Source organism: Comamonas sp., from assembly GCF_009360615.1.
Taxonomy (GTDB): Bacteria; Pseudomonadota; Gammaproteobacteria; order Burkholderiales; family Burkholderiaceae_C; genus Comamonas.
On sequence record NZ_SPEY01000071.1, the window covers coordinates 1 to 24,433 of the forward strand.

Consider the following 24,433-nt stretch of genomic DNA (forward strand, 5'->3'; position numbering starts at 1 on the left):
TTGGAAGGCTGCGCTGACCCGCTTTACCATTCAGTTCGGAGACCGCATCTCCGTCAATTGAAGTCCGAACCGTTTACACAAAAATTCGGACACGCCCCGCCGAGCACACCTCACTCATTGCCAGGGACGGAAGCGAATGCCCGATTTCCGACAGTGCTGCTCCCATTCGCGACTCAAACGGCCAACTGCGAGGCGCAGTGCTGGTATTCAGGGATGTGACGGCTGAACGCACTGCACAAAGAATCATCCAGGAACACAACGCGGCATTGCAGGCCGATGTGCGTCAGCGCACCCAAGAATGGCAGGAAAGCCAGAGCCACCTCAATAATGTCATTAGCAGTGTTCCTGCATTAATTGCATACGTCGATGCACAACAGCGCTATGTCTACGTCAACTCTCAATACCGGGAGTGCTTCGCGCCCGATCGCGACGACATCACAGGAGAGTCGGTCTCAAATATCCTTGGGGAACAGCTCTATGCCCTTGCAAGTCCGTTGATAGACAAGGTGCTTGCCGGGGAATCTCAAACCTATGATTGGCAGCCGTTTCCGGGGATATGGCAGTCTTTTCAATATATTCCCAATTTCAGAATCCATGGAGATATCGACGGATACTATATTTTGGGAACCGACATTACCGAGCGAAAGCGCTATGAAGAGCGTATACACGCGCTGAACGTCGAGCTTGGGCAAAGAGTGCACGAGCTGGAGCGTATCGGCCGTGCCCTCCGCACATTAAGTGCGGGTAATCGCACAATGCTTCGCGCCACTGAAGAGCAAAGCCTGCTTGAGAGCATGTGCCACGCTATTGTCACTGCTGGAGGTTACGGCATGGCCGCTGTCTGGTACATCAGCAGCGATGCAACCACAGAACTGATCCCCATGGCAGAGTGCAACTATCCAGGCGGTCTCCCGGCTCTTCGCAGTCTCGGGCTTATAGCGGCGGATAACGAGCAGGGCCAAAGTCTCACCGCCATCGCAATCCGTACCGGAAAAGTCCAGTGCGTTCATGACTTGCGTATTGATTCGAACCATGTCCGTTGGCATGACCAGCTCGGAAAATTGAGTTCCGGTGCATCCTGTCCCTTGCTGGTAAACGGAAAGGTTATCGGTGCGCTGTCCATCTATGACACGGACACGAATGCATTCGGCGAGGATGAGGTTGCCTTGCTGACGGATTCTGCGGATGACTTAGCGTTTGGTATTTCCACTTTGCGAACACGCAACGAGCAACAGCGGGTTCAAGCAGAGATAAACCACATGCTGCGTCATGACTCGCTCACCGGGCTTCCCAACGCCATAGAGTTCCAGGAGGTCCTGACTGCAAAAGTCGCCGATACGAATTCACTTCCAGTGCCCCTTGCCGCACTACAATTCAATATTGAACGCCTCAGTGAAATTAATGATGCCCTAGGCTTCAACAATGGTGACCAGATATTGCGAGATTTCGGAAAACGATTGCAACGCCACGCTCCTGAATCTGCATATGTCGCACGCTTGCGTGGTGACGAGTTCGCAATTATTGCCCCCGCCAAGGATATAGATTCCGCCTTGGCCCTGGCCGATGAACTGGAAATGCATATTTCCCGGCCATTTCAGGTTGCCGATATTGAATTGGATGTCAGTGCAAGAATCGGCATCGCGCTGTTTCCAGAGCATGGCAAGACCTCAGATGAAATACTGCGTCGAATGGGGAAGGCCACCGTTCAGGCAAAGAATCGGGGACTGAGCCGTTGCGTGTTCGATACGTCGAATCAAAAAAATCAAGCTGGGAGATTGACGATGGCCAGCGAGCTTCGACGAGCCATTACCGGCAATCAGCTGCGACTTTTCCTCCAGCCTAAAGTTGATCTTTCCTCTGGCAATGTCTGCGGTGCGGAAGCGCTGGTTCGTTGGATGCATCCAATGAAAGGTTTAATCCCTCCTGGACTTTTTATAGACCTCGCAGAACAAACCGGCTTGATAAAGCCATTGACGGAATGGGTGATCGTTGCTGCCCTGGATCTGTTGCAGAGCTGGGAAGAAAAAGGCTGTGCCATCCCGATTGCTGTAAATATCTCGGCACGGAATTTCCGGGACGAGAAACTCTTCGAAAATTATCGCCAATGGCACTCGGAGCGTGCGGTTTCCGCAGGATTGCTGGAAGTTGAGATTACCGAAAGCACTGTGATGGAGAATGCCGATTATGCTTTGGGAGCATTGAAAGAACTGCGCAATGCTGGCATTCCTCTCTATGTGGACGACTTTGGCACTGGATATTCTTCATTGAGCTATCTCCAGAAATTGCCGGTCGATTACATCAAGATCGACCAGTCTTTTGTTTCTGCAATGCACCACGACAAAGATTCCGCAACAATAGTGCGATCCACCATTGATCTGGTGCATGATCTCGGACGCAAGACAGTGGCCGAAGGGGTAGAGACCAAAGAGCACTGGGATCTGCTCAAAGAACTTGGATGTGATATTGCTCAAGGTTACTTTATTGCGAAACCCATGCCAGCCAGCGAATTTCTGAAGTGGGCTGAAGATTTCAGGGTGTGCCAACTGCAAAGTGATGGATGATTATCACAATCAGTAATTAGCAATTCACACGTTTTTTTTACGAACAGACCCATGTCTGTTCCGATTCCCGCCCTCTCCGGGCCGGAAGTCGGAACGCACCATCATCCCGGGGCCTCCTCTTGATTCGATGGAAGGTCTCGATCAGTAGCAGCATGCGGCTTACGCGCTGTAGGCTCCGGCCGCAAGGTCAGGCTGGAGCCGGGTGCCATCGCGGCGCAAACGCATCACCTGCGCAATCGTCAAAGGACATGTTGCGCATCGCGCGACACAGGTTGGATCGTTCTGGCCCATCCCCAGCCCTCGGGCGTACGGGCACGGTCCATGCACAGCCACCCCATCAAGCCCTGAGACCCTTGCAAGGCCTTGCCCGCATGAAGAATTCCAGGGCCCTGGAGCTTCTTCGGTGGTGCCAAAGCGCGCGCTCTCCCGCACCATGATTCCCACGGCACGGTCCGAGGTCGCCGTCAACGGCCATCATGCGCTGAATGGATCGAACAGCGACCGCCAGCATGGCTTCCTGATTTGAAAAACAGAAAGAAATGCCTGACATGCAACAGAAAGATCGCCTTCGATACCTTTGTTTGGCGAATTCCACCGTCCTGATCACCCATCAAATCGATGCAGCCTATTGGCATGAATGGGAGTTGTTCCTTATTCCTGGCGGCAATCAAGTCAACCTGCTGCTCAATATTCCCGTCATTGCATGGGTCCTCTATGCGCACGGCCGCGTCGTAGCCGATACAGAAACCGGTTTGCCTTTCTACAAGCTCTTGGCTTGCCTCGGGCTCCTGACCGTTGGCATTCATTGCGTGCTTTTCGTCCGGGGCAGCGAGTCATTCATTCAGCCCATGTCGGTTGTCTTGCTGACGGGAACTCTTGTGCTCTCTCTATGGCAGCTGATCGCCCTGCGAAGCGTGGAGAAGCCGCTTTAGTTTTCGGGCAGGCAACTCCATCGGCGCTGGTGCGCCAAGAATCCGCATTTCAAATTCGTCCGAAGGCAGCGCAGATATGATTCGGTGGCATGCAGAAGGCGGCTCCAAGCCTCTACTCCATGCTCTTCCCAAGCCTCACATCCATGGAGTCCGCCCTGTCGCTCCCCGCCCCCGTCCGACGTGACTTGCTGATCCTATGGCTGTGCATTGCAGCCGTCGCCTTCTTGCTCGGTTGGCTGCTGTTCACAATCAGCCGGCAAGGTGCTGGCCCTCAGATCGCGCAGGCACAGCGCCTGACATCGACGAGCTGCAGCGCTCTGCAAGCCGGCACGCAGCGCCTGCCTGCAGAGCACTCGCACAGCCTTGCTCCGGCAATCGCCCAGGCGGTGCTCGATCTTGCGCTGCGGGATCAGCCAGGCATGGAAGGGGGCTTCTGGCGAGCCGGTGCAGGAGTCGTCGCCTATGCCTTTCCGACCTATGACGGCACGGGCATCAAGCGCGATCCGCCAAGCGCCGAGCTGGAACGCATCGCATCCACGGCACAGCGTGCCCAGGACACCGGCGGCCTGGTGTCCGATGTACGCCCCGGCCTGCGCGAAGCGGTCGCATTCGCTGCCTGTCCCGTAGATCTGGGCGACGAACGCCTGGTCGCCTGGACGCTGATGCGCGTGCCTATCATGGCTGCCGATACGGTCAATACATTGATCCTTGCCGTGAGCCTGCTTCTGGCGCTGGTGGTGGCATCAGGGGCCTGGCTGGGTTGGATGATCTCGAAATGGCAGCGCCAGTCTGCGGACCTCCGCGCGCAACTGGCTCAGTCCGAGCGTCTTGCCACACTGGGCCGTGTGTCTGCAGGACTGGCTCATGAGATACGCAATCCCCTGGGCACCATGCGCATGAAAGCGGAGAACGCACTCGCTGCTCCCGCTGAGCTGCGCAGCGTGCGTGCCGAAAGCGCATTGCAAGTCGTGCTCTCACAAACCGAGCGCCTCGAGGCCTTGATCTCCAGCCTGCTGGCCTTGACCCAGCCGCTTCGCGTGGAGCGTCAGGAGATCGATCTGCGGGAATGGCTTCAGCAGCGATGCCATGCCCACGCCGAGGCAGCCCAACAGCAGGGCAAACAGCTTGCGGTGGCGCTGTCGCCCAAGCTGATTGCCAGTGCACAAGGACTTGCTTTTTTCGATCCCGCGCAGATGGCACGGGTCTATGACAACCTGCTGCTCAACGCGCTCGCGCACACCGGGCCTCATGGCTCGATCGAGCTTGGAGCGAGCCGCACGCCTGCAGGCGCCTTGCTGCTCTGGGTGGCCGACGACGGCAGCGGTATTCCGCCTTCCCAGCGCGAGACACTGTTTGAACCGTTTGCCACGACTCGCGCTGGCGGCACGGGGCTGGGTCTGGCGCTGGTGCGCGAGATCGTGCAAGGGCACGGCGGGCGGGTTGCACTGGCCTCTGCGCCCAGAGGAACTCGTATAGAGATGGAGCTGCCATGGCCCGTATCCTGATTGTGGATGATGATGTCGCGTTTCGCGGCAGTCTGGCAGAGACGCTTGGCGACCTGGGTCACTCTGTGCTGGAGTCCGAGGGCACCGAGGGCGCTCTGCACAGGTTGCGCACGGAAGTCGTTGATGCGGTCATCGTCGACCTGCGCATGCCCGGTGAGGACGGCCTGTCGTTTCTGCGGCGAGCAGCCGCTATCTCGCGCGTGCCCTGCATCATGCTCACCGCCTATGCCAGTGGTGGCAACACCATCGAGGCCATGCGTCTGGGCGCATTCGATCACCTGACCAAGCCTGTTGCGCGTGCGAGTCTGGTGCAAACGCTGGAGCGTGCCTTGCGGCAGAGAGCGCCCTCCACCCTGCAGGCCCGGGGGACGGCAGAACCCGACGATACCGATGTGCACACCGACGGCAGCGAGCTGATCAGCAGCAGCGAGGCAATGCGCCAGGTTTTCAAACGCATTGGGCTGGCCGCCGACAGCGATGCCACTGTCCTGATTCTTGGTGAAACCGGCACTGGCAAGGAGCTTGTCGCTCGGGCCCTGCACCGCAACAGCGCAAGAGCCAGCAGGCCATTCGTGGCCGTGAACTGCGCGGCAATTCCGGCCGAGCTGATGGAAAGCGAGCTGTTTGGCCACGTCAAGGGCGCATTCACGGGTGCCGTCAATGAACGCATGGGACGCTTTCGCGAGGCAGATGGCGGCACCTTGTTTCTCGATGAGATCGGCGACATGCCGCTGTCCACACAGGCCAAGATCCTGCGGGTGCTCCAGGAGCGCGAGGTGACGCCGGTGGGCGGCAATCGGGTGCACTCCGTGAACGTGCGCGTAGTCGCGGCCACCCACCAGGATCTGCCCACGGCCGTCAAGCAAGGACGGTTTCGCGAAGACCTCTGGTATCGCCTGCAGGTCATCCCTCTGTGGCTTCCACCGCTGCGCGAGCGGCTCGGAGACGTGGTGCTGCTTGCCGAGCATTTTTTGCGCCTGCAGGCAGGCGGCTCGCCCAAGCATCTGAGCGACGCAGCGGTGAGACTGTTGCTGGCCCACCCATGGCCGGGCAATGTGCGCGAATTGCGCAATGCCATGGAGAGAGCGGCACTGCTCAGCCACGGCCCTGTGATCGAGGTCGAGCATATCGGCTTGCAGATACCCGCCGCGCCCGTCACTCCAGTCCTGGAGATCGACTGGAACGGCCCTCTGGACCACGCCGTGGCGCGCGTCGAACGAGAAATGATCAGCCGATCCCTTGCTGCGACTGCGGGCAATCGTGCAGAAGCTGCCAGACGCCTGGGACTGTCGCGCCAACAGCTGTATCGCAAGCTGGCCGAATACCGTCTGGACTAGACTACGCCAAGGCAGGCAGTGTCCGCTTTGGTGACACCACGCGTCACCGCAGCGGACAACGCGGGTCTGTCTACCCCCCCAAACCCTTGATTCGATTGGGAATCTTTTCAGGCACGGTCATTGCGTCTTGCTGGGAGTGTTTTTCACTCAACCCAGGAGACCCTTGATGTCCCAGTTCTTTACCGCCCTGTCTGCCGCGCTGGCTTTCGGCCTGTGCAGCCTGAGCGTGCAAGCCCAGCCCCATGGCCCTGCCCCACAGCACCCCCCCATGCCAGCCCGCCCGGCTCCCGCAGGCCAGTACGTCTTGGAAGGCCAGGTGCGGCAGATGCTCATCAATCCCTATGGCGAAGTCGATGGGCTGCGCCTGAAGGATGGCAGCATCGTCAAGTTTCCGCCGCACATGGCCGAGGCGCTGCTGGCTGCCGTCAAGGTCGGAGATGCCGTGCGCGCCATCGGCAGAGCGCAAACCCGAGGCACGGTGCAGGCCGAAGCCATCATCCAGACAGCCACTGGGCGCACCGTTTACGAGCAGCCGCCGCTTGTGGGCGAGGGAAGGGCTCTGCCCCCGCATCTGCGCGCCCAACGCCTGCAGACCCAGCAGGTCGAGGGGCGCGTGGACGCCGTGCTCACGGGACCGCGCGGCGAGGCGAACGGCGTCATCCTCGGCGACGGCAGCATTGTCCGCTTCCCTCCCGAGAGCCTGCGTCTTTCCATTCAACCGGGGGCTGCTTTCGCTGCGGCCGGAATGGGCACGCGCAATGAATTCGGCACTTCTCTGGAAGCGGTGAGCATGGGCGCAAGCCTGGCGGCGTTGCAACCGCTTTACGACCGCGCCCCGTAATCAGCGGCTGCGAAATCTCGCGGGCTGGTGCGACACCCGGTTGCACCCGCCTTGACTGCCCTGCTTCCCCCGACGGAACTCCCCCATGTCTCCCCAAGTCCTGCCCGTCATCCTGCTCTTCATCTCCAACGCGTTCATGACCATGGCCTGGTACGGACATCTCAAATTTGGAGACCGCCCCTTGTCCGTGGTGATCCTCGTGAGCTGGATGATCGCCCTGGCCGAATACTGCTTTGCCGTGCCGGCGAACCGCATTGGCCACAGCGTCTACAGCGCGGCCGAGCTCAAGACCATGCAGGAGGTCATCACCCTGCTGGTCTTCGCCGTCTTCTCCGTCGTCTATCTGGGGGAGAAACTGACGCTCAACCACCTTCTGGGCTTCGGCTTTATCTGCCTGGGCGCCTTCTTCGTCTTCAAAGGCCCTTTGCACTGAGGAGCAGAAGATGGCAAAGCCCGCCCTGACGCAAGAACATGCCGGCTCGCGTCGCCGGCTGCCCGGCCTGAACTTTTTCCTCGCCGATGTGCGCGATGGCCTGGGCCCGTTTCTGGGCGTTCTTCTGCTTGGACAAGGATGGCGCGCCGACGACATCGGCTATGTCATGACGGCCGGGGGCATCGCTGGCATGCTGGCGACCGCGCCCATGGGTGCCTGGGTCGATGCCTCACGCCACAAGCGGCTGTTGCTGGCCCTGGGGATAGGAGCTCTCACTGTGGCCACCTTGGCGCTATGGCACTCGCCGTCGTTTGGCGTCGTGCTTGTCTCACAGTTGGTGACCGGGGTGGTCGGAGCCCTGCTGGGGGCTTGTGTCATGGGTATCACCCTGGGCCTTGCAGATCCCCGGCATTTGTCGCAACAGTTGGGCATCAACGAAGCCTGGAGCCATGCGGGCAACATGACTGCGGCCGCCTTGGCCGGTCTCGCCGGCTATCGCTGGGGGATTTCGGCGGTGTTGCTCCTGATGACAATGATGGCCTGCGCATCCCTGATCTGCCTGCGCAGCATACGACCCCAGGACATCGACCACGAGAGAGCCCGGGGCCTCGGTCCGGCATCTGCATCCGGTGGAATCCCGCGCGTCCCGACCTCCACGCTTCAGCGCCTTTCACATGCCGGTGAGCTGGGCCTGCTTGCGGCAACCATGCTGCTGCTCCATCTCGGAAATGCCGCCATGTTGCCGCTGTTCGCGCAGGCGATGGTCACACGCACAGGCATCGATCCCAGCGCATTCACAGCATCGACCGTCATCGTGGCACAACTGGTCATGATCCCCATGGCGCTATGGGCAGGCAGGTTTGCAAGCCACCACGGCTATCGCCCCCTGGTCATGGCGGCGCTGATGGTGCTCCCCGTGCGAGGACTCGTGGCAGGCTTCTGGGATTCTCCGTGGGCCGTGATCCCCGTGCAGGCCCTCGATGGCGTTGGGGCCGGCCTGCTCGGAATCGCCTTGCCCGGGCTGGTCTCCAGCATCTTGCGCGGCACCGGACACATCAATGCCGGGCTGGGCGCGGTGATGAGCATCCAGGGGCTTGGTGCCGCCCTCAGCCCCGCCTTGGCGGGAGCCATCGCACAGCATTACGGCTACAGCACGGCGTTTGCCTCGCTGGGCCTGATCGCCACAGCCGCCTTGATCACCTACTGCATCGGGAGCCGCTGGATGGCGCCCCCCCTTCCCGTCGCCCTGCGGGCCCGGGACATCCGGGGCGGCCCCAGAGGGCGGTGACACCCCAGGCCAGGAGACTGCTGCGATCGGACCTCAATCCAGCGATCCGGCGCTTGCCGTGAAATAGGAGCAGTGCGAGAGGCCGGGGCGCCGATCCGGCGCCATTCAAGGAACCGGTTTTTTTATGTCTCGTCCGAGATTTTGGGATTGACGCACCTGAATCCAAGACACAATGTACGCGGTCACTTTCGACGGAAAGTGACCCGACTGCATAAACGACGTATCTCATGTATGGGTGCATCCCTTTAGTGCGGGTTCATAACTTACAAAGGACCTCTTTGAGATGAGTACACATTCTTATAAGGACTTGTTGGCGCAACGCGAGGCTCTTGAGCAGCAGATTGCGGCGGCCCGAAGGACTGAAGTCGCGGACGCGGTGCAAAAAATCAAGGGCCTGATCGAGGCTTTCGGCCTGACGCATGACGACGTCTTCCCTCCCTCCAAGCAAAAGCGCGAGACAGGCACTGTGGCCCCCAAATACAGGGACCCAGCGACAGGCCAGACATGGACCGGCCGAGGAAAGCCGCCAAACTGGATCAAGGATCAAGACCGTTCGCAGTTCGCGATTTAAAAGTGGCCCTGGCGGCCACTTTTTTATGGACATGACCCGTCCTGAATTGAGTGGACACCATTCCGTGAAGCAGAGAGGACGCCCCATGGAGCCATGGGTTCAGAAAAAGCGGCAGAACTACGCGCTGGCTTTTGAGACGGCTGCAGTCGATCACGTCGGAAGAGGCGAACCGACCTGCCGGCAGGCCCATGAGCGGAACGAAATCAGGGTGCCGCTGCCGTACTGGTGTGGCTTCACGAGCACGGGGGGACGCACTGGAAGTGCTGCTCCATCAGGAGCGCAAACACTTGCACAAGCGGTCTGAACCGCCAAGCGGATGCCGCCATGGCAGTGCACCAGGAAACTGGAAGTACCGCTGAAGCAAGCCAGGAAGAAAGCGGCCTTTTTTGATGCGGTCGTTCGCGCGCTCAGGCGCGACCACGCAGTCCAGACCACACAAACGCCTGCAGGCAAGACATCACGCACAAGCCCGTCCAAGGCTTGATGGTCACGAGGACTTGCTGCGAGCCTGGGTGGAAGATCACACCCGGACAGGTGTCAACCTGTGACGGGACGGGTCAGCACCGTCACCCACGCTCCGATGGTGGCACCTTTCCCCCTGCATCGGCGAGGCACAGGGGCCTGCTTTCGATCCAAACGATGCAGGCCGACTGCACTGGCCAGAAGCCCTCTGCTTCTGGCCGCTCTCGGACGTCGCAAGAACCGTTGAGCACACATGCCATCGCATATCCTGTCCTCCAGAGCCATGGGCGACGGAAGCCCGACATTGCCAGAACGCGGCAAACGCAGGTCTTTGCCCGGTTTCCACGCGAAGCCATTCATAATGCGCGACCATGCAAGCGCTGCGCAACTCCCTGTCACTGACCCGCCTGGTTCTGGCGTGGTTCATGCTGACTGTGGGTATTGCGGTCGCATCGCCCATCGTGCATCCCAAAGTCATGGAGGTCGTGTGTACCTCCAGCGGCAGCATGCAGGTGATCATGCTCGATGACGACGGGCAGGCCACGCCCGGTCTTCACCATTCGCTGGATTGCCCCTTGTGCCTGACCATCACGGCCCCCCCGGCCCGTTTCTCGGCGCACCTGGTTCGGCCGCAGCCGCTCGGACTCGCGCTGCACCCCGTGGTTTCGGCGCGCATTGCCGCGCTGGTGGGGGCGCCGCTCCCCCCGCGCGGGCCACCAGCACTCGTGTAAGTCAGCCGTGCCCGTCCACCAGGACGGTCGCACCCATCGCCGTCGGGCTCAGCCCTGCCCGGCCGATTTCACTTGCACGCAGTTTTTCCATGACCTCTTACTCTTCTGGTGCGATGCCTGATGGCAGCGCCCGACCCTTTGCGTCCCTGCCGTTTCAACGCCCGCATGCGGCGCTGACCGTTGCCCGGCTATCGCTCGCCGCGCCGCTTCTCGCCGCCTCTTCAGCGGGTTGGGCCCAGCCCGATGCCACCCTGGACACGGTCACCGTCCGCTCTTCGGGCAATACCTCCCTGGAGCGTTCGCTAAGCACCGGCAGCCGGCTCGACCTGAGTGCGCGCGATACACCGGCCAGCGTCGAGATCACCACGCGCGAGCAGCTGGAAGCTCGCGGCGACACGGCTCTCGTCGACGCCATCACGCGATCTACCGGCATCACCAGCCTCGGACATCCCGGCAATAGCGGCAGCTCGCTCTCGGCCAGAGGGTTCACGGACACCACCTCGGTCATGCGTCTATACGACGGCACGCGTCAGTACGGCGGCGTCGGCGTGAGCTTTCCGTTCGATACCTGGTCCATCGAGCGCATCGAGGTTCTGCGTGGACCGGCATCCGTGATCTATGGTGACGGCGCCATTGGCGGCGTGGTCAACGTGATCCCCAAGAAGCCCACTCGCGGGCCTGTGCACAACGAAGTCCAGGCCACGGCAGGCACCCATGGCAGGCGCACACTGGCTTTTGGCAGCGGCGGCGCAATCAACGAACGGTGGTCCTACCGCCTGGATGTCAGCGGCCATCAATCCGATGGCTGGGTGGACCGGGGGGACTCCAGCGACCGGACGATCTCGGGCGCGCTGCGCTGGGACGTGACACCTGACCTGAACCTGCAGCTCACACATGCCCAAGGCCGGCAAAAACCCATGCGCTACTTCGGTACCCCGCTGATCAACGGAGTGCAAGACCCGGCCATACGCGAGCGCAACTACAACGTCGCGGACAGCCGCATCCTGTACAAGGATCGATGGACCGAGCTGTCCGCCCAATGGGCGCCCAGCAGCAAGGTGGTGGTGCGCAGCAAGCTCTATCACATCGGCAGTGATCGCTATTGGCGCAATGCCGAATCCTATCGATACAACACAGCCACGGGACTGATCGACCGCTCGGACAATACGGAAATCGGTCACGACCAGACCCAGACGGGCAACACGACGGACGTGAGCTTCAGCGGCAGTCTGTTCGGACGCGCAAACCAGCTCTCCTTGGGGTTCGACGTCAATCGGGCATCGTTTCGGCACACCAACAACACTTACACGGGCAGCTCCGGGTCCGTGGATCCCTACAACCCGGACCCTGGCAACTACTACAGCGCCATCCCTTTCATCGCCCGCTACCAAAACAAGGCCGAGCAATATGCGTGGTTCGCGGAAGACCGGCTGGAGCTCAGCGATCGCTGGTCTGTCGTGGCCGGTCTGCGCTTCGACCACGCTCGGCTCTCGCGCCAGGATCTGGTCGCCGGCAATCAGGCCTTCAAGCGCAGCTATGCCAATACCGGCTGGCGTCTCGGCGCTGTCCACAAGCTCAACCCCGATCTCTCGCTCTATGCACAGGCGTCCAGGGCCGCCGATCCGGTGAGCGGCCTGCTGCTGCTGTCCACCGCCAATTCCGCCTTTGATGCATCCACCGGCAAGCAGTTGGAGGTCGGCATCAAGCAATCCTTCTGGGAGGGAAAGGGAGACTGGACGCTTGCCGCATATTCCATCACCAAGAACCGTCTGCTGACGCGAGATCCCGCCAACCCGGCATTGCGTGTACAGGTCGGCAAGCGCTCGTCCAGGGGGATCGAAGGCACGCTGTCGGTGCAGCTGACCAAAGCCCTGCAGATCGACGCCAACATCGCCCTGCTCAAGGCGCGCTATGACGATTTCAGCGAGCCTGCAGGCGGCGTTACGGTCTCGCGCAATGGCAATGTGCCGACGGACGTACCGGAACGGGTTGCCAATGTCTGGGCCAGCTGGAAGCCCGTGCCTGACTGGACGCTGTCCGGCGGTCTGCGCCATGTGGGCAAGCGCTATGCAGACAACGCAAACACCTTGAAGCTGCCGGCATACACCACCGCTGACCTGGCGCTGCAATGGAAGGCGAGCAAGGCCACCACGCTCACACTGCGCACCTTCAACCTCTTCGACAAGCCGTACTTCACGACCTCCTACTACACCAATACCCAGTGGTTTGTCGGGGAGGGACGACATGTCGAGCTGACGTTGAACCATCGTTTCTGATCGGGCCGCTGATGTGGACTTCCGCCCATGCCAAACGGCTGGTATTCCTGGTGCACCGCTGGACAGCCGTGGCTGCGTGTGTGCCGATGTCCCTATGGGTCTTCAGCGGTGTGGTCATGCTCTTTGTCGGCTACCCCAAGCTGCTGCCGACAGAACACCTGCGCGCACTGCCCTCCCTGAGCACCGGTCAGTGCTGCCTTCCGGTCGAGGCTGCACTGAAGCACAGCCCAACTCCCGAAGAGGTGCAGCAGATCACACTCACCACGATTGCAGGCCGCCCCAGCTATCGGCTCAGGCAGACAGACGGGACGCTGCGGGTCGTTGATGCCACCACGGGAGTTGCTGTTCCCCCGCCCGATGACGCAACAGTCCTGCGAAGCGCCCGAGCATTCGTGCCTGGAGCGAATGCCGTTCTGCAAGGACGAACCCGGGATGACCGCTGGACGCACTCGGCCCAGCTGAATCCCCACAGGCCTCTCATCAAGGTCCAGATGGATGATTCCGCGTCGAGCCTGCTGTACATCTCCTCAAGCACCGGTGAGGTGGTCATGGATGCCCCACGCCATCAACGCTACTGGAACTACGTGGGGGCTTGGCTCCACTGGGTGTACATGTTCCGCGACGGCTCCAGGGATCCCGTATGGAGCTGGCTGGTCATCGGCCTCTCCGCTTTGGGCACCTTGTCTGCCATCGCCGGCACCTTTGTGGGCCTCTGGCGATGGCGCTTCACAGGCCGCTACAAATCGGGTTCCAAGACTCCTTATCGGGAGTTCCAGATGCGCTGGCACCACATCACGGGCCTCGTCTTCGGGGCGGTGATGATCAGCTGGATTTTCAGCGGCCTGATGTCCATGAATCCACTGGGACTCTTCAGCCCGCAAGGAACCCGTCCCGACCTGCGCGCCTACCAGCATGCAGTCCCTGGTGCCACGAGCTTTGGACTCTCCACGCACCAAGCACTGACACTGCTCGATGCCCAGGGCTTTGACACGCGCGAGGTCGAATGGAAATGGCTGAACGGGCAGCCTTATCTGCTGGCCTTTGACGGAGCGGGTGACACCCGCGTGCTGCCCGCAAATGCTGTGGCTCCCCAGGTGGAGCGCGCGCTTGAGCAGTCTCTGCTGGAGCAGGCAGCGCAGAGGCTGCTGCCCTTTGCCATACGCTCCACCGCCTGGTTGAACGAATACGACGCCTACTACTACCGCCGGGGTGAAGCCTCGATGTATTCGGGGACAGCCCGCGATCTGCCCGTGCTCAGGCTGCAGTTCGACGATCCGGGCCGCACGCTTGTCTACCTCAGCCCGGGCACAGGCGATGTGGTGCTGAGCCTGGAGCGAAGACAGCGCGCAGGCCGCTGGCTGTTCAATTTCCTGCACAGCTGGGATCTGCCCTGGATGCTGCGCCAGGGCTGGCCGCGTGATGCCGTTCTCGTGGTGCTGAGCATTGGTGCGCTGGCCCTGGCACTGACGGGCATGGTGCTGGGATACCGGCGGCTCAAGCTCTTCATCACTCACCAGCGCCGGGTCTGAGCTCAGGCACAGAGAGCTGGCTCGGATCTCGCACTGGATGCAAAAACATCCCAGCGCGGCAAGGCCGCAGCGCAGGCCTCAGGCCTTCACTTCGACGACCCGCTCAAAGCCTCCGAAGATCATGCGCTTGCCGTCGAAGGGCATGGGCGGGTTGCCGGGAGCGGACGGGTCCATGCGCGGGTCTTCCATCATTTTCTTCATGGCTGCATCGCGCGTGGCCTTGTCCGGCCATTCCACCCAGGAAAAAGCCACCGTCTCTTCGGCCGTAGCCTGTACCGAGCGCCGGAAGTCCGTGACCTTGCCATCGGGGACATCATCGCCCCAGCACTCCATCACGCGGATTGCGCCCAGTTCGATAAATATCGGATCGAGCTTGCGCGCATGCTCGATGAATTTTTCCTTGTGGGCGGTGGGGACGGCGATCACGAAACCATCGATATAGGACATATCTTCACTCCTGCCCAATGGGCCTGTCGGGAACCATGCAACAACGCTGCAGTATGACAGACCGGTCCGCAGAGCCTCGCATTCAGCCTGGAGCTCTGGGCTCACAGCTCAGAATCGGGCAACGGGAGTCGAGCGAGACTCTGCGACAGGGTCTGTGGTGAACTGCAACCAGACGCATGCCCAGGCCTGCCCGCGCCGGACTTGATCGGCACAATGGCCCGGAAGGTGGCGACGGCTTCCGGTTCGATGGCTGGGCCACTCCTGTGCAAGCAGCCCGAGGTTGGTGACCGACAGCTGCGGGACGGTTCCTTCGCAATCGTGACCTCCCCTGACTCTGCCTGCGTGCGCAGGGATGTAGTCGGCGAGCCGGCATTGCGTGCAACCGTGAAACCATGTCTCGGCAGGCAACGACCCAGGAAAGACACGGAAGCGATTGCACGAGCCAAGCAAATCAAGCCTTGTGGTGCGTGCGGGGGAGAAAGGCGGTGGCCAGCCCCAGCATCGGCAGGAACGATGTGACTCCGTAAACCCAGACGATGCCTTTCATGTCGGCCAGTTCGCCAAGGCCGGCGGCGCCAATGCCTCCAATGCCGAACATCAGACCGAACATCAGGCCGGAAACCAGTCCCACGCGCCCGGGAACAGCCTCCTGCGCATAGACAACGAGTGCGGCAAATGCCGATGACATCACCAGCCCCACGGCGATGGCCAGCACCGCCGTCCAGAACAGGTTGGCGTAGGGAAGCGCAAGAGCGAACGGTGCCACGCCGAGAAAGGAAATCCAGATGACGGCCTTTCTCCCGATGCAATCCCCCACCGGTCCGCCCGCGAAGGTTCCTGCGGCGACGGCAGCAAGGAACATGAAAAGAAACATCTGGCTGTTCTGCACGCTGAGGTTGAAGCGCTCGATCAGGTAGAAGGTGAAGTAGTTCGTGAACGATGCGATATAGACAAATTTCGCAAACATCAGAATGCAGATGACGATCACGGCCTGGATCACTTGGGCGCGGCTGAGGCCTGCTCCATGAGTCCGGGCCAGGCTCCTGGCCTTGGCCTGTCCATGGTCCTGAACCCATATCGTGAGGCGATACAGCACAAGAATGGCGACCAGCGCCACCAGCGTGAACCAGGCTACGCCACCCTGGCCAAGGGGTATGACGACGGCGGCAGTGAGAAGCGGCCCGATGGCGCTTCCGGTGTTGCCGCCGACCTGGAACGTGGACTGCGCCGTGCCGAAGCGGCCACCCGACGCCAGACGTGCTATGCGCGATGCTTCGGGGTGGAAAGTGGCAGAGCCGACTCCGATGACGGCCGACGCGATCAACAGCATCGGAAAGGAATTGGCCGCCGCGATCAGTCCTATGCCGATCAGGGTCATCACCATGCCTGAAGGCAGCAGGTATGGCTTGGGATGCTTGTCGGTGTACATCCCGATCCAGGGTTGCAGCAGGGAGGCCGTGACCTGATAAACAAGGGCGATGATGCCGATCTGCCCGAAGCTGAGCGAGAAATTCGACTTGAGCAGAGGATAGATCGACGGCAACATGGCCTGGATCAGGTCATTGAGCAGGTGGGCAAAGGCCGCGCCTCCAACGATGGGCAGCAAAAAGCCGTGAGGCTTTGGCTCCGCCGCAGATCCGGAAGATGACGCGGCAGGCGCGTCGAGCGTTGCAGATTTCGCAGACATGGAAAGGCTTGTAGAGCAGGTGCAAGCCTGCGAACGAGACGTTCGGCAGGCACGATGGACGACTTGGAGTCGGGCTTCCAGGCCTTGAGGATGATCAAGGCTAGGGCCCGCACTGAAGCGTACCGAGGAGCAGAGCGGCAGTCGCACGCTGAACTGCCAACTTCTGTAGAGTTTCTGCCATGCACGCCCATCCATCAGACAAGCACAAGCACTTCGACAGTCTGCCCCGCCCATTGGTGGTCATGGAGAACGCCTGGCCGACGGGAAGTTCCACCGGATGGCATTCACACCCGAAGGGACAGTTGCTCTATGCCACCGACGGTGTGATGGAGGTGCACTCGGACATCGGCTCATGGGTGGTCCCACCCAACCGGGCTCTGTGGATGCTCGCGGGGCTGCGACACAATGTGACCATGTCCGGCGATGTGCTGATGCGCACCGCCTACATCGACGAGACAAAGATTGCAAACCTGCCCGCCGAAAGTTGCGTCATCAATGTATCGCCGTTATTGCGCGAACTGCTGGTCGAAGCGGTCAGGATTGCACCGACCGGGCTGGTCGAAGGCCGAGAAGCCTTGCTGCTGGACTTGCTGGTCTGCGAACTTCGAGTCTCCAGCACCCTGCCGCTGCACCTGCCCATGCCGGTCGACACGCGGATATGCTCGATATGCGAAGCCTTGTCCAGACGCCCCTCGGACACATCCAGTGCCGCCGACTGGGCACAGTCCATCGGCGTGGCGGAGCGAACACTGCACCGGCTTTTTATCAAGGAAACCGGCATGACTTTCGCGCAGTGGCGTGAGCAGGCACGCTTGCTGCATGCCTTGCGCCGGATCGCCGAGGGCGACAGGCTCATCGATGTGGCGCTGGACTGCGGCTACGCCAGCCCCAGCGCCTTTGCTGCGATGTTCAGGCGCCACTTCAAGACGCCACCGTCCAGCTTCTACCGATGAATCCGAAACGCGACTGGCCACCGAGGCTCGTCGGGCGCGATCCGGCTCGAAAGTCCGGCCGGCGCCTCGGAATGACGCCTGCGGCGGGCCTCCCAAGGACCGGAGCGAGCCGCCTCAAACCGGATTCGCTGAGCTCTCCTGCACAGGGCCGGACACCCCGGCAAGCCGGGATAAGCCGCATGCATGCCGCCGGGCTGTCTTGAATCCGGCACCGGGAACGCCATGCGACCTCCAGCCTCCATGCAATCGACTCACGCAATGCCGGTCAATGCGTTGCTGCGTCCACGGCAATTGCTGCAAGGCCTCGCCGGCGGAATCAATCGGCATCGTCGGAACCGCCCCATTCCGGGCGGACATGTTCCTTGACAGATGTCCCCTCCTGAAGCCGACCCGTTGCACGGTCTACACAATCGCATTCGGTCACCGATTGCTGCGCACATCGGTCGCCCAGGAATGGCCAAGGCCCTCTCCCTCAAGCCAGACCAGAAGCCCGTCGTGTTCCAATCCGTCCATCTCTGACAAAGGGCCCAATCCCCGTGAAACCTGCTGAATATCTTGCGCATCTGAAGACCGTGTATGCCGCGTTCCAGCTGACCTTCGATCCGATGCCTCCGGCGGGCGAGCAAGAGCTGGCCACTCTGGCGGCAAAGCTCGGGCCGCTCGATCCCGATCTCGCGGCCCTGTGGCGTCTGACGGCGGGCAGCACATCCGACAGCACCCAGCCCTTGTTCCAGCGGCCGGGCTTTGTGGACGGGCTGGACCTTCTCACGCCGGCACGGGCCGAGGCCCAGGCACTGGGCATGGAAGAACGGGCCCAGCGCATGTGGGATCTGGCCGGTCCTGCGTCGCAGGACCCACGCCTGAGCGGGCGCTGGTGGGAGACCGGCTGGCAACCATTTGCCAGCTTCTACGGTGATATCGTGCTGCTGGTCGATCGACATCCGGGCCCTGAAGGCCAGTATGGACAGATCATTGCCTATGTGCACGACCCTGACCAGATCGAATGGATAGCGCCCAGCTTCGGCGCTTATCTGCAGGCGGCTGCCGACTCCATCGACGCCGACAGAGAGGAGTTCTTGAACGGCCCGCTGGACGAGCTTGCATGAAGCCCGGCTGCGCAGACTCGATCTGCCTGCGGGCGGCGGCTCGGCATGACCGGGCACGATCCGCCCCCGGTGCGCCGCTGCCAAAAAGCAATGGGTCCACGATCGCAATATCGTGGACCCATTTCAATGCGGATAGTCTGCGGTCAACGACTGCAGTTGCGCGGCATCACGCGAAGTTGGCTTCCGCGAACTTCCAGTTCACCAGCTTTTCCAGGAAGGTCTCGACAAACTTGGGACGCAGGTTGCGGTAGTCGATGTAGTAAGCGTGTTCCCACACGTCCACCGTCAGCAGCGCCTTGTCGGCGGTGGTCAGGGGAGTGCCGGCAGCGCCCATGTTGACGATGTCCACGGAACCGTCGGCCTTCTTCACCAGCCAGGTCCAGCCGGAACCGAAGTTGCCGACTGCGGAGGCCACAAAAGCCTTCTTGAACTCGGCGTAGGAGCCCCACTTCTTGTTGATGGCAGCGGCCAGAGCGCCGGTGGGTTCTGCACCGCCGTTGGGGGTCATGCAGTTCCAGAAGAAGGTGTGGTTCCAGATCTGGGCAGCGTTGTTGTAGATGCCGCCGGAAGACTTCTTGACGACTTCTTCCAGATCCATGTTTTCGAATTCGGTACCCTTTTGCAGGTTGTTCAGGTTCACCACATAGGCGTTATGGTGCTTGCCATGGTGGAATTCCAGCGTTTCCTGGCTGTAGCCGAACGGAGCCAGTGCATCGATAGCGTATGGAAGGGGGGGCAGAGTGCGTTCCATGATGGTTTTCCTCGTGGTTGAAATTTTTGGGGCCGTCCAGTGCCATGGCGCCTGAGCGGTGACCGTTGTGCGGCCCTGGGCGGCAGGTACATTGCTGTACTGCAGCCGTCAAGTATTGCACTAACCGGACCATTGTAGAAAGAACTGAGGGGCTGCGCGCCATTCATCAGGACTATTGCGCACGCCAGCACGAGCAGACGCTCACGGCCTGCAGCCCATGAAATCTGGCCCCTGCAGGATTGCCTGCGCCGGCGGCAAAAGAGTTCTGATGCAGAACCCTGAGAGCGCGCAGGTGATTTGCAGCCGGCTAGTGGCTGTCGAGCCCTAAAGCAGACGCGGCTGAGTGACCACCACATCCACCGCACCGTCCGACAGCTGGGCCTTCAGCGCCGCTCCCGGCTCAGCCTGCCTGACCTGGGTCACGGGCCTGCCCTGCTCGTCCGTCAGCAAGGCGTAGCCACGCTGCAGCACCAGCCGGGGATCCAGCAACTGCAGGCGCAGGTCAATGCGATCAAGCGTGTGCTTTTGCTGATCGAGACTGCGCCGAAGAATTGCCGGCAAATTAGCCTGGAACGCTTGATGCATCTGCGAAAAATGCTGCAATTTAAGTAGCATTGCATGGCGCAGACGCTGCGCTTGTCGGCTGAGCTGCAACTGATTGCGTGTCAGCTGCTCGCTGGGCCGGCCCAAGCGCTGGGCCGCGATGTCCAGGCGCTGGGCCTGGCGATCCATCACCCGCTGCACGGCGTTGTCCAGACGGTCTCCCATCAGGCCCAACGCGCCCAGCCAGACCTCGCGCGGCTGGGCCACCAGCTCGGCCGCTGCCGTGGGCGTGGGCGCGCGCAGATCGGCGCAGAAGTCGGCAATGGTGAAATCAGTCTCATGGCCCACGCCACTGATCAGCGGCACCGGGCTTTGCACAATGGTGCGCGCCAGCTGTTCATCGTTGAAGGCCCAGAGGTCTTCCAGCGAGCCGCCACCGCGCACCAGCAAGATGGTGTCAATCAGCGGCTGCCGTGCGGAGTCAGCAGTCAGATTGCCGCTTGGGCCTTGCCCGTCTTGTGCCAGCCGATACAGCTTTGACAATGCCTGCACCAGTGACTGCGGCGCCTGCGCGCCTTGCACCAGTGCAGGAACGATCACCACCGGAATATGCGGCACGCGACGGCGCAGCGCCGTCACCACATCGTGCAAGGCTGCCGCTCCCAGGGACGTGACCAGGCCGATGCCGCGCGGCAAGGGCGGCAGCGGCCTCTTGCGCCCAGCGTCGAACAGTCCCTCGGACTCCAGCTGGGCCTTGAGGCGCAAAAACTGCTCGAACAAGGCCCCCTGCCCGGCTTTCTGCATGCTCTCCACCACCAGTTGCAGATCACCGCGCTGCTCGTAGACGCCCAGGCGCCCTCTGACCTCGACCAGCTCGCCATCCCGCGGCGAGAATCCCACCTGCTCGGCAGCACGACGGAACATGGCACAGCGAATCTGACCGCTCGCGTCCTTGAGGTTGAAGTAGCAATGTCCGCTGGCTGCGCGCGAAAAGCCGCTGAGTTCGCCGCGCACCGCGACCGGATTGAAGCGCGCCTGCAAGGCATCGCTAATGGCGTGGCATAGCGCGCCAACTTCCCACACATGCTGCATGGCTGCTGGGTTTGGTCGTTCAAACATTGAATTCATGCGGTGTCAGCGAGGTCTTGCACGGGCTGGATTCTCCACAGATGTCGGCATCCAGCCTTGTCGACGACAAAGCAGGAAAAACTCTAAAAATCACCTTCAAAAGAAAACCCATCTCATTGATTTAAAACAATTTATTGGTATTCATGCAGCTGTCAAACTCGTAACAAGCCTTCACGACAACGCAAACACTCTGATGGCACAGCAACTAGATCACAAAGTTATCCACAGATTTCTGTGCTATACGCGAAAGCATTCGCAAAGAAACGCACGTTCTGCGTACTCCTGTCGAATGCGCCAGCGGCCGTCGCTCCAGGCGTCGCATGACGATCTTGCTGCGCTGACGCAAGCCGGCGTGTCCGGCACGCAAAAACGGGTCGAAACGGCACGACAGTGGGTGATAATCTCCCGCTGCAATTTCAGAACGACGAGGGAGAGCAACGTTGCTGTCGATCATACAAGCCGCAGGATGGCCTATCTGGCCTTTGATTGCCTGCTCGATTCTGGCTCTGGCCCTGATTTTTGAGCGCTTCGCCTCGCTGAAAGCCAGCAAGGTCGCGCCGGCCAACCTGCTCAATGAAGCGATTTCGGTCTCCTCCAAGAACCTGCCCAGTGCGGAAACCACCCAGCAACTGGCGCAAAGCTCGGTACTGGGTGAGGTGCTGGCCACCGGCCTTCGCACCCGCCAGGCACATCCCGAAAGCAGCGAGGAAGAGCTGCGCTCGGCCATGGAAGGCGCAGGACGTGCCGCCGCCCACAAGCTGGAAAAGTATCTGAGCGCCCTGGCCACCATCGCTTCTGCAGCGCCGCTGCTGGGCCTGCTGGGCACGGTGATCGGCATGATCGAGATTTTCGGCTCCCAGCCCGGTGCCAGCTCCGGCGGCGGGAACCCCGCCCAGCTCGCCCATGGCATCTCGATCGCGCTCTACAACACGGCGTTCGGCCTGATGGTGGCCATCCCGTCCTTGATCTTCTGGCGCTACTTCCGCGCCCGGGTGGATGGCTACCTGCTGGGCATGGAGCTGGCATCCGAGCAGTTCGTGCGCCATCTGGGCCGCCTCAAGCCTGCCCAGTAAGAAGAGAAACGCCTCCATCATGAACTTCCGTCCTCGTCACCGCGATGAGCCCGAGATCAATCTGATTGCCTTCATCGACGTACTGCTGGTGGTGCTGATCTTTTTGATGCTCTCCACCACCTACAGCAAGTTCACCGAGCTGCAACTGACCCTGCCGGTCGCAGATGCTGAGCAACAACGCGATCGCCCGAAGGAAATCATCGTCGGCGTCTCTGCCGACGGCCGTTACTCCGTCAACAAGCAAGGCCTGGACGATCGCAGCGTCTCCTCTGTCGCTGCCGCCCTCTCCGGCGCGGCGACAGCAGGCCGCGACAGCGTGGTCATCATCAGCGCCGATGCCAACTCCCCGCACCAGTCGGTGGTGACGGTCATGGAGGCCGCCCGCCACGCCGGACTCTCCCAGATCACGTTTGCGACCCAATCCTCTGCCGGCTCAGCCAAGGCCAACTAGGCACGCAAGGCGCCATCCTCTGGCGGCTTGACGATCATGAGAAAACGGGCCACCTGGCCCGTTTTTCTTTGCCCGCGCGTCCCTCCTCAGGCCTGCAGACCCAGTGCCCTCAGATCCAGCTTGCCGCCGGACACTGGAGGACACCAGAAATAGCAGCCCGTCAGCGGTCTGGAAAAACGGAACAGCCCGTCGCTGATGCCGTCATCCATGCCCAGCATGCGGCGCATCTGTGCCTCGAAGGCGTCAAAGCGGCAACCAAAGGCAGAGAACATCAATCCGCTGCGATCGGCGCCCTGCGGACTGACGCTCCACCACGGCATGGAGCGGCGCACCACAAAGGCCTCCGGCTCAAAGCTCTCCTGTGCCGTGCGCTTGACATGGGCCGACTCCGGGGCATCGTCCAGCTCCTCGTTGTCGCTGCGCCGGCGTCCCACGGCATGGTCCTGCTGAATGGAGCCCATGCTGCCGAAGGCCGAAAAGTCGTGCTCCCACTGCTGCAAGGCCCAGTAGCTGCAACCATCCAGCCCAGCCCCCTGCTCTGCGGCAATGCCGGCAGCCACGGCGTCATCGTCCTCGGGGTTTTCAGTGCCATCTTCATAGCCGGTCAGGTCGCGACCACGGCCATTGTCCGAGCGCTGGTGCACGAAGGCATCGACTGCATGATCGAGCTTGAAGGCCGGGGCCAGCAAGGTGGCCAGCCTGGCCGTCAAGGCGATCAGTTCACCTCGCTGGTCGCCGCGCAGCCACAGACACAGCGCATAAGGTGTGCTTGGCGCTTCGAACTCCGGCCCCTTGAGCGAAGGAAATTCGCGCATCAGCGGCAACTTTCTGTCCAGCTGCTGCAACACCTGCTGGCCCAGACCCGCCACCACCTGCAGGCCGTCGACATCCGCCTGCAACTTTTTCAGGCTGTCCTGCAAATCCTTACCTGCGCCTGCCAGGGTAAAAAAAACATAGCGCCCCTGGTCAGGAAGAGACGCCAGGATGCCTGCTTGTGCTTTTGTCATGGGGTTGCCGATTCTGTGGATGAAAAACACATCAAAGTTTAGTGGTGAATCGGCAGCGTCCAGCCAAGCCTTGACCGGGTCCCGGAATGAGAAAAAAATGGGCTCGGGCGCAAAAAAGTCGCGACTTTGCCCAAACCAGCATTTTTCCGCTGCTAGAATTCAACCCATCGACGACAGGCGCGTAGCTCAGCTGGTTAGAGCACCACCTTGACATGGTGGGGGTCGTTGGTTCGAGTCCAATCGCGCCTACCAAACATCGCAAGCAAAACCAGAGCTTGCAAACAAGACAGCCCGCTTCACAGCGGGCTTTTTTGCGTCTGCGGTTGGAACAACCACTTCCCCGTTCCAGACCTCCTGGCTCAGGAGCGCAGTTCCCACCACCGGCATGAAGCATGCACCCCTTGGAGTGAAGAGCTCGCGGCCCCCCTCGATGCCAGGACGCAATGAATGAATGGCACTCGAGAACCGGGTCAAGTGGTTTCAGGCCCGCACACAGGTGCCGCAGATGTCGGCACGTTGCGCACCCGCAGCCCAACGCGTGGACCCCAGCAGGCTGACGCAGGCGCCCAAGATGCACAGGCCTGTCCAGCCGCCTCGTGCACAGACGGCGGTAGAAGCGACGGCACCCGACCGCTGCCTATCGCGTAGAACAGCATGTACCAAGCGACCAGCCGGCCAGGTCGCTGCGCCGAGCTCTGAACAATCATGGCCTCGCTGGTGACATGCAGCGCCTGGCAACCGCGGTCGAGCCGCAGCAGTCCGAGGACCGGCCACCACAGCGAAACGTCCAGAAAGCTCAGGGGTATCCATGCAAACAGCAT

The 24,433-nt window shown here is 61.3% G+C and carries 21 protein-coding genes and 1 tRNA gene; 17 read left to right on the top strand and 5 right to left on the bottom strand.

The window, feature by feature from the left end; genetic code table 11:
* Positions 1-83 precede the first annotated feature (83 nt).
* The 12 genes from E2583_RS17960 to E2583_RS18015 all read left to right on the top strand — a co-directional run bounded on the left by E2583_RS17960 (position 84) and on the right by E2583_RS18015 (position 14,466).
* Positions 84-2,561, top strand: coding sequence for an EAL domain-containing protein (locus tag E2583_RS17960; protein WP_291597662.1), 2,478 nt, complete (start codon positions 84-86; stop codon positions 2,559-2,561).
* Between the two features lie 403 nt (positions 2,562-2,964).
* Positions 2,965-3,087, top strand: coding sequence for a hypothetical protein (locus E2583_RS17965; protein WP_291597572.1), 123 nt, complete (start codon positions 2,965-2,967; stop codon positions 3,085-3,087).
* Between the two features lie 22 nt (positions 3,088-3,109).
* Positions 3,110-3,493, top strand: a complete 384-nt coding sequence (locus E2583_RS17970; RefSeq protein WP_291597573.1) for a DUF6713 family protein — start codon at positions 3,110-3,112, stop codon at positions 3,491-3,493.
* Between the two features lie 119 nt (positions 3,494-3,612).
* Positions 3,613-4,998, top strand: a complete 1,386-nt coding sequence (locus tag E2583_RS17975) for an ATP-binding protein (protein ID WP_291597574.1) — start codon at positions 3,613-3,615, stop codon at positions 4,996-4,998.
* On the top strand, positions 4,983-6,335 hold the full coding sequence (locus tag E2583_RS17980; protein WP_291597575.1) for a sigma-54 dependent transcriptional regulator: 1,353 nt from the start codon (positions 4,983-4,985) through the stop codon (positions 6,333-6,335). The genes E2583_RS17975 and E2583_RS17980 overlap by 16 nt, the downstream gene beginning before the upstream one ends.
* Before the next feature lie 166 nt (positions 6,336-6,501).
* Entirely contained in the window at positions 6,502-7,176 is a 675-nt protein-coding gene (locus tag E2583_RS17985) for a hypothetical protein (protein ID WP_291597576.1), read from the top strand.
* An 85-nt stretch (positions 7,177-7,261) separates the two neighbouring features.
* Complete coding sequence (locus tag E2583_RS17990) at positions 7,262-7,609, top strand: DMT family protein (protein ID WP_291597577.1); 348 nt, start codon at positions 7,262-7,264, stop codon at positions 7,607-7,609.
* 10 nt (positions 7,610-7,619) lie between these two features.
* A complete protein-coding gene (locus tag E2583_RS17995; protein ID WP_291597578.1) occupies positions 7,620-8,897 on the top strand; it encodes an MFS transporter in 1,278 nt (425 codons plus the stop codon).
* A 283-nt stretch (positions 8,898-9,180) separates the two neighbouring features.
* Entirely contained in the window at positions 9,181-9,468 is a 288-nt protein-coding gene (locus E2583_RS18000; protein WP_291597579.1) for an H-NS histone family protein, read from the top strand.
* Positions 9,469-10,301: 833 nt separating this feature from the next.
* Positions 10,302-10,661: a DUF2946 family protein gene (locus E2583_RS18005; protein WP_291597580.1), complete on the top strand. Its 360-nt coding sequence runs from the start codon at positions 10,302-10,304 to the stop codon at positions 10,659-10,661.
* A gap of 89 nt (positions 10,662-10,750) precedes the next feature.
* Positions 10,751-12,937 carry a TonB-dependent receptor gene (locus E2583_RS18010; protein WP_291597581.1) on the top strand — a complete coding sequence of 729 codons (2,187 nt, stop codon included), beginning with the start codon at positions 10,751-10,753 and terminating at the stop codon, positions 12,935-12,937.
* 11 nt (positions 12,938-12,948) lie between these two features.
* Complete coding sequence (locus E2583_RS18015) at positions 12,949-14,466, top strand: PepSY domain-containing protein (RefSeq protein ID WP_291597582.1); 1,518 nt, start codon at positions 12,949-12,951, stop codon at positions 14,464-14,466.
* Positions 14,467-14,544: 78 nt separating this feature from the next.
* On the opposite strand, the gene E2583_RS18020 is transcribed toward E2583_RS18015, so the two are convergent.
* Together E2583_RS18020 and E2583_RS18025 are read right to left on the bottom strand one after the other, a co-directional pair.
* Entirely contained in the window at positions 14,545-14,913 is a 369-nt protein-coding gene (locus E2583_RS18020; RefSeq protein WP_291597583.1) for a DUF1428 domain-containing protein, read from the bottom strand.
* A gap of 451 nt (positions 14,914-15,364) precedes the next feature.
* Entirely contained in the window at positions 15,365-16,600 is a 1,236-nt protein-coding gene (locus tag E2583_RS18025; RefSeq protein WP_291597663.1) for an MFS transporter, read from the bottom strand.
* Between the two features lie 179 nt (positions 16,601-16,779).
* On the opposite strand from E2583_RS18025, the gene E2583_RS18030 reads away from it, so the two are divergent.
* Both E2583_RS18030 and E2583_RS18035 read left to right on the top strand, forming a co-directional pair.
* On the top strand, positions 16,780-17,553 hold the full coding sequence (locus E2583_RS18030) for a helix-turn-helix transcriptional regulator (RefSeq protein WP_291597584.1): 774 nt from the start codon (positions 16,780-16,782) through the stop codon (positions 17,551-17,553).
* A 536-nt stretch (positions 17,554-18,089) separates the two neighbouring features.
* The gene (locus tag E2583_RS18035; RefSeq protein WP_291597585.1) at positions 18,090-18,659 is read left to right on the top strand and encodes an SMI1/KNR4 family protein; all 570 of its coding nucleotides are present in this window, start codon (positions 18,090-18,092) and stop codon (positions 18,657-18,659) included.
* A 166-nt stretch (positions 18,660-18,825) separates the two neighbouring features.
* Here E2583_RS18035 and E2583_RS18040 read toward each other — a convergent pair whose 3' ends face one another.
* Both E2583_RS18040 and xseA read right to left on the bottom strand, forming a co-directional pair.
* Complete coding sequence (locus E2583_RS18040; RefSeq protein ID WP_291597586.1) at positions 18,826-19,410, bottom strand: Fe-Mn family superoxide dismutase; 585 nt, start codon at positions 19,408-19,410, stop codon at positions 18,826-18,828.
* Between the two features lie 324 nt (positions 19,411-19,734).
* Positions 19,735-21,072, bottom strand: coding sequence for an exodeoxyribonuclease VII large subunit (gene xseA / locus E2583_RS18045; RefSeq protein WP_291597587.1), 1,338 nt, complete (start codon positions 21,070-21,072; stop codon positions 19,735-19,737).
* Positions 21,073-21,521: 449 nt separating this feature from the next.
* Between xseA and E2583_RS18050 the strand changes: the two genes are divergently transcribed.
* Both E2583_RS18050 and E2583_RS18055 read left to right on the top strand, forming a co-directional pair.
* Positions 21,522-22,154 (top strand): MotA/TolQ/ExbB proton channel family protein, encoded by a 633-nt coding sequence (locus E2583_RS18050; RefSeq protein ID WP_291597588.1) that lies wholly within the window; start codon positions 21,522-21,524, stop codon positions 22,152-22,154.
* A 19-nt stretch (positions 22,155-22,173) separates the two neighbouring features.
* The gene (locus E2583_RS18055; RefSeq protein WP_291597589.1) at positions 22,174-22,605 is read left to right on the top strand and encodes a biopolymer transporter ExbD; all 432 of its coding nucleotides are present in this window, start codon (positions 22,174-22,176) and stop codon (positions 22,603-22,605) included.
* Between the two features lie 86 nt (positions 22,606-22,691).
* Here the strand turns inward: E2583_RS18055 and E2583_RS18060 are convergent, their stop codons facing one another.
* Positions 22,692-23,612 (bottom strand): Dyp-type peroxidase, encoded by a 921-nt coding sequence (locus E2583_RS18060; RefSeq protein ID WP_291597590.1) that lies wholly within the window; start codon positions 23,610-23,612, stop codon positions 22,692-22,694.
* A gap of 175 nt (positions 23,613-23,787) precedes the next feature.
* Here E2583_RS18060 and E2583_RS18065 point away from each other — a divergent pair.
* A tRNA-Val gene (locus E2583_RS18065) sits at positions 23,788-23,864 on the top strand.
* The last annotated feature ends 569 nt before the right edge of the window (positions 23,865-24,433 follow it).

Excerpts from the sequence above, each read along its gene's own strand:
- E2583_RS18025 (WP_291597663.1), bottom strand. The coding sequence starts at position 16,600 with ATGTCTGCGAAATCTGCAACGCTCGACGCGCCTGCCGCGTCATCTTCC.
- E2583_RS18020 (WP_291597583.1), bottom strand. The coding sequence starts at position 14,913 with ATGTCCTATATCGATGGTTTCGTGATCGCCGTCCCCACCGCCCACAAG.
- E2583_RS17985 (WP_291597576.1), top strand. The coding sequence starts at position 6,502 with ATGTCCCAGTTCTTTACCGCCCTGTCTGCCGCGCTGGCTTTCGGCCTG.
- E2583_RS17980 (WP_291597575.1), top strand. The coding sequence starts at position 4,983 with ATGGCCCGTATCCTGATTGTGGATGATGATGTCGCGTTTCGCGGCAGT.
- E2583_RS18060 (WP_291597590.1), bottom strand. The coding sequence starts at position 23,612 with ATGACAAAAGCACAAGCAGGCATCCTGGCGTCTCTTCCTGACCAGGGG.
- E2583_RS17995 (WP_291597578.1), top strand. The coding sequence starts at position 7,620 with ATGGCAAAGCCCGCCCTGACGCAAGAACATGCCGGCTCGCGTCGCCGG.
- E2583_RS18055 (WP_291597589.1), top strand. The coding sequence starts at position 22,174 with ATGAACTTCCGTCCTCGTCACCGCGATGAGCCCGAGATCAATCTGATT.
- E2583_RS18000 (WP_291597579.1), top strand. The coding sequence starts at position 9,181 with ATGAGTACACATTCTTATAAGGACTTGTTGGCGCAACGCGAGGCTCTT.
- xseA (WP_291597587.1), bottom strand. The coding sequence starts at position 21,072 with ATGTTTGAACGACCAAACCCAGCAGCCATGCAGCATGTGTGGGAAGTT.
- E2583_RS17970 (WP_291597573.1), top strand. The coding sequence starts at position 3,110 with ATGCAACAGAAAGATCGCCTTCGATACCTTTGTTTGGCGAATTCCACC.
- E2583_RS18015 (WP_291597582.1), top strand. The coding sequence starts at position 12,949 with ATGTGGACTTCCGCCCATGCCAAACGGCTGGTATTCCTGGTGCACCGC.
- E2583_RS17975 (WP_291597574.1), top strand. The coding sequence starts at position 3,613 with ATGCTCTTCCCAAGCCTCACATCCATGGAGTCCGCCCTGTCGCTCCCC.
- E2583_RS18030 (WP_291597584.1), top strand. The coding sequence starts at position 16,780 with ATGCACGCCCATCCATCAGACAAGCACAAGCACTTCGACAGTCTGCCC.
- E2583_RS17990 (WP_291597577.1), top strand. The coding sequence starts at position 7,262 with ATGTCTCCCCAAGTCCTGCCCGTCATCCTGCTCTTCATCTCCAACGCG.
- E2583_RS18010 (WP_291597581.1), top strand. The coding sequence starts at position 10,751 with ATGACCTCTTACTCTTCTGGTGCGATGCCTGATGGCAGCGCCCGACCC.
- E2583_RS18040 (WP_291597586.1), bottom strand. The coding sequence starts at position 19,410 with ATGGAACGCACTCTGCCCCCCCTTCCATACGCTATCGATGCACTGGCT.
- E2583_RS18005 (WP_291597580.1), top strand. The coding sequence starts at position 10,302 with ATGCAAGCGCTGCGCAACTCCCTGTCACTGACCCGCCTGGTTCTGGCG.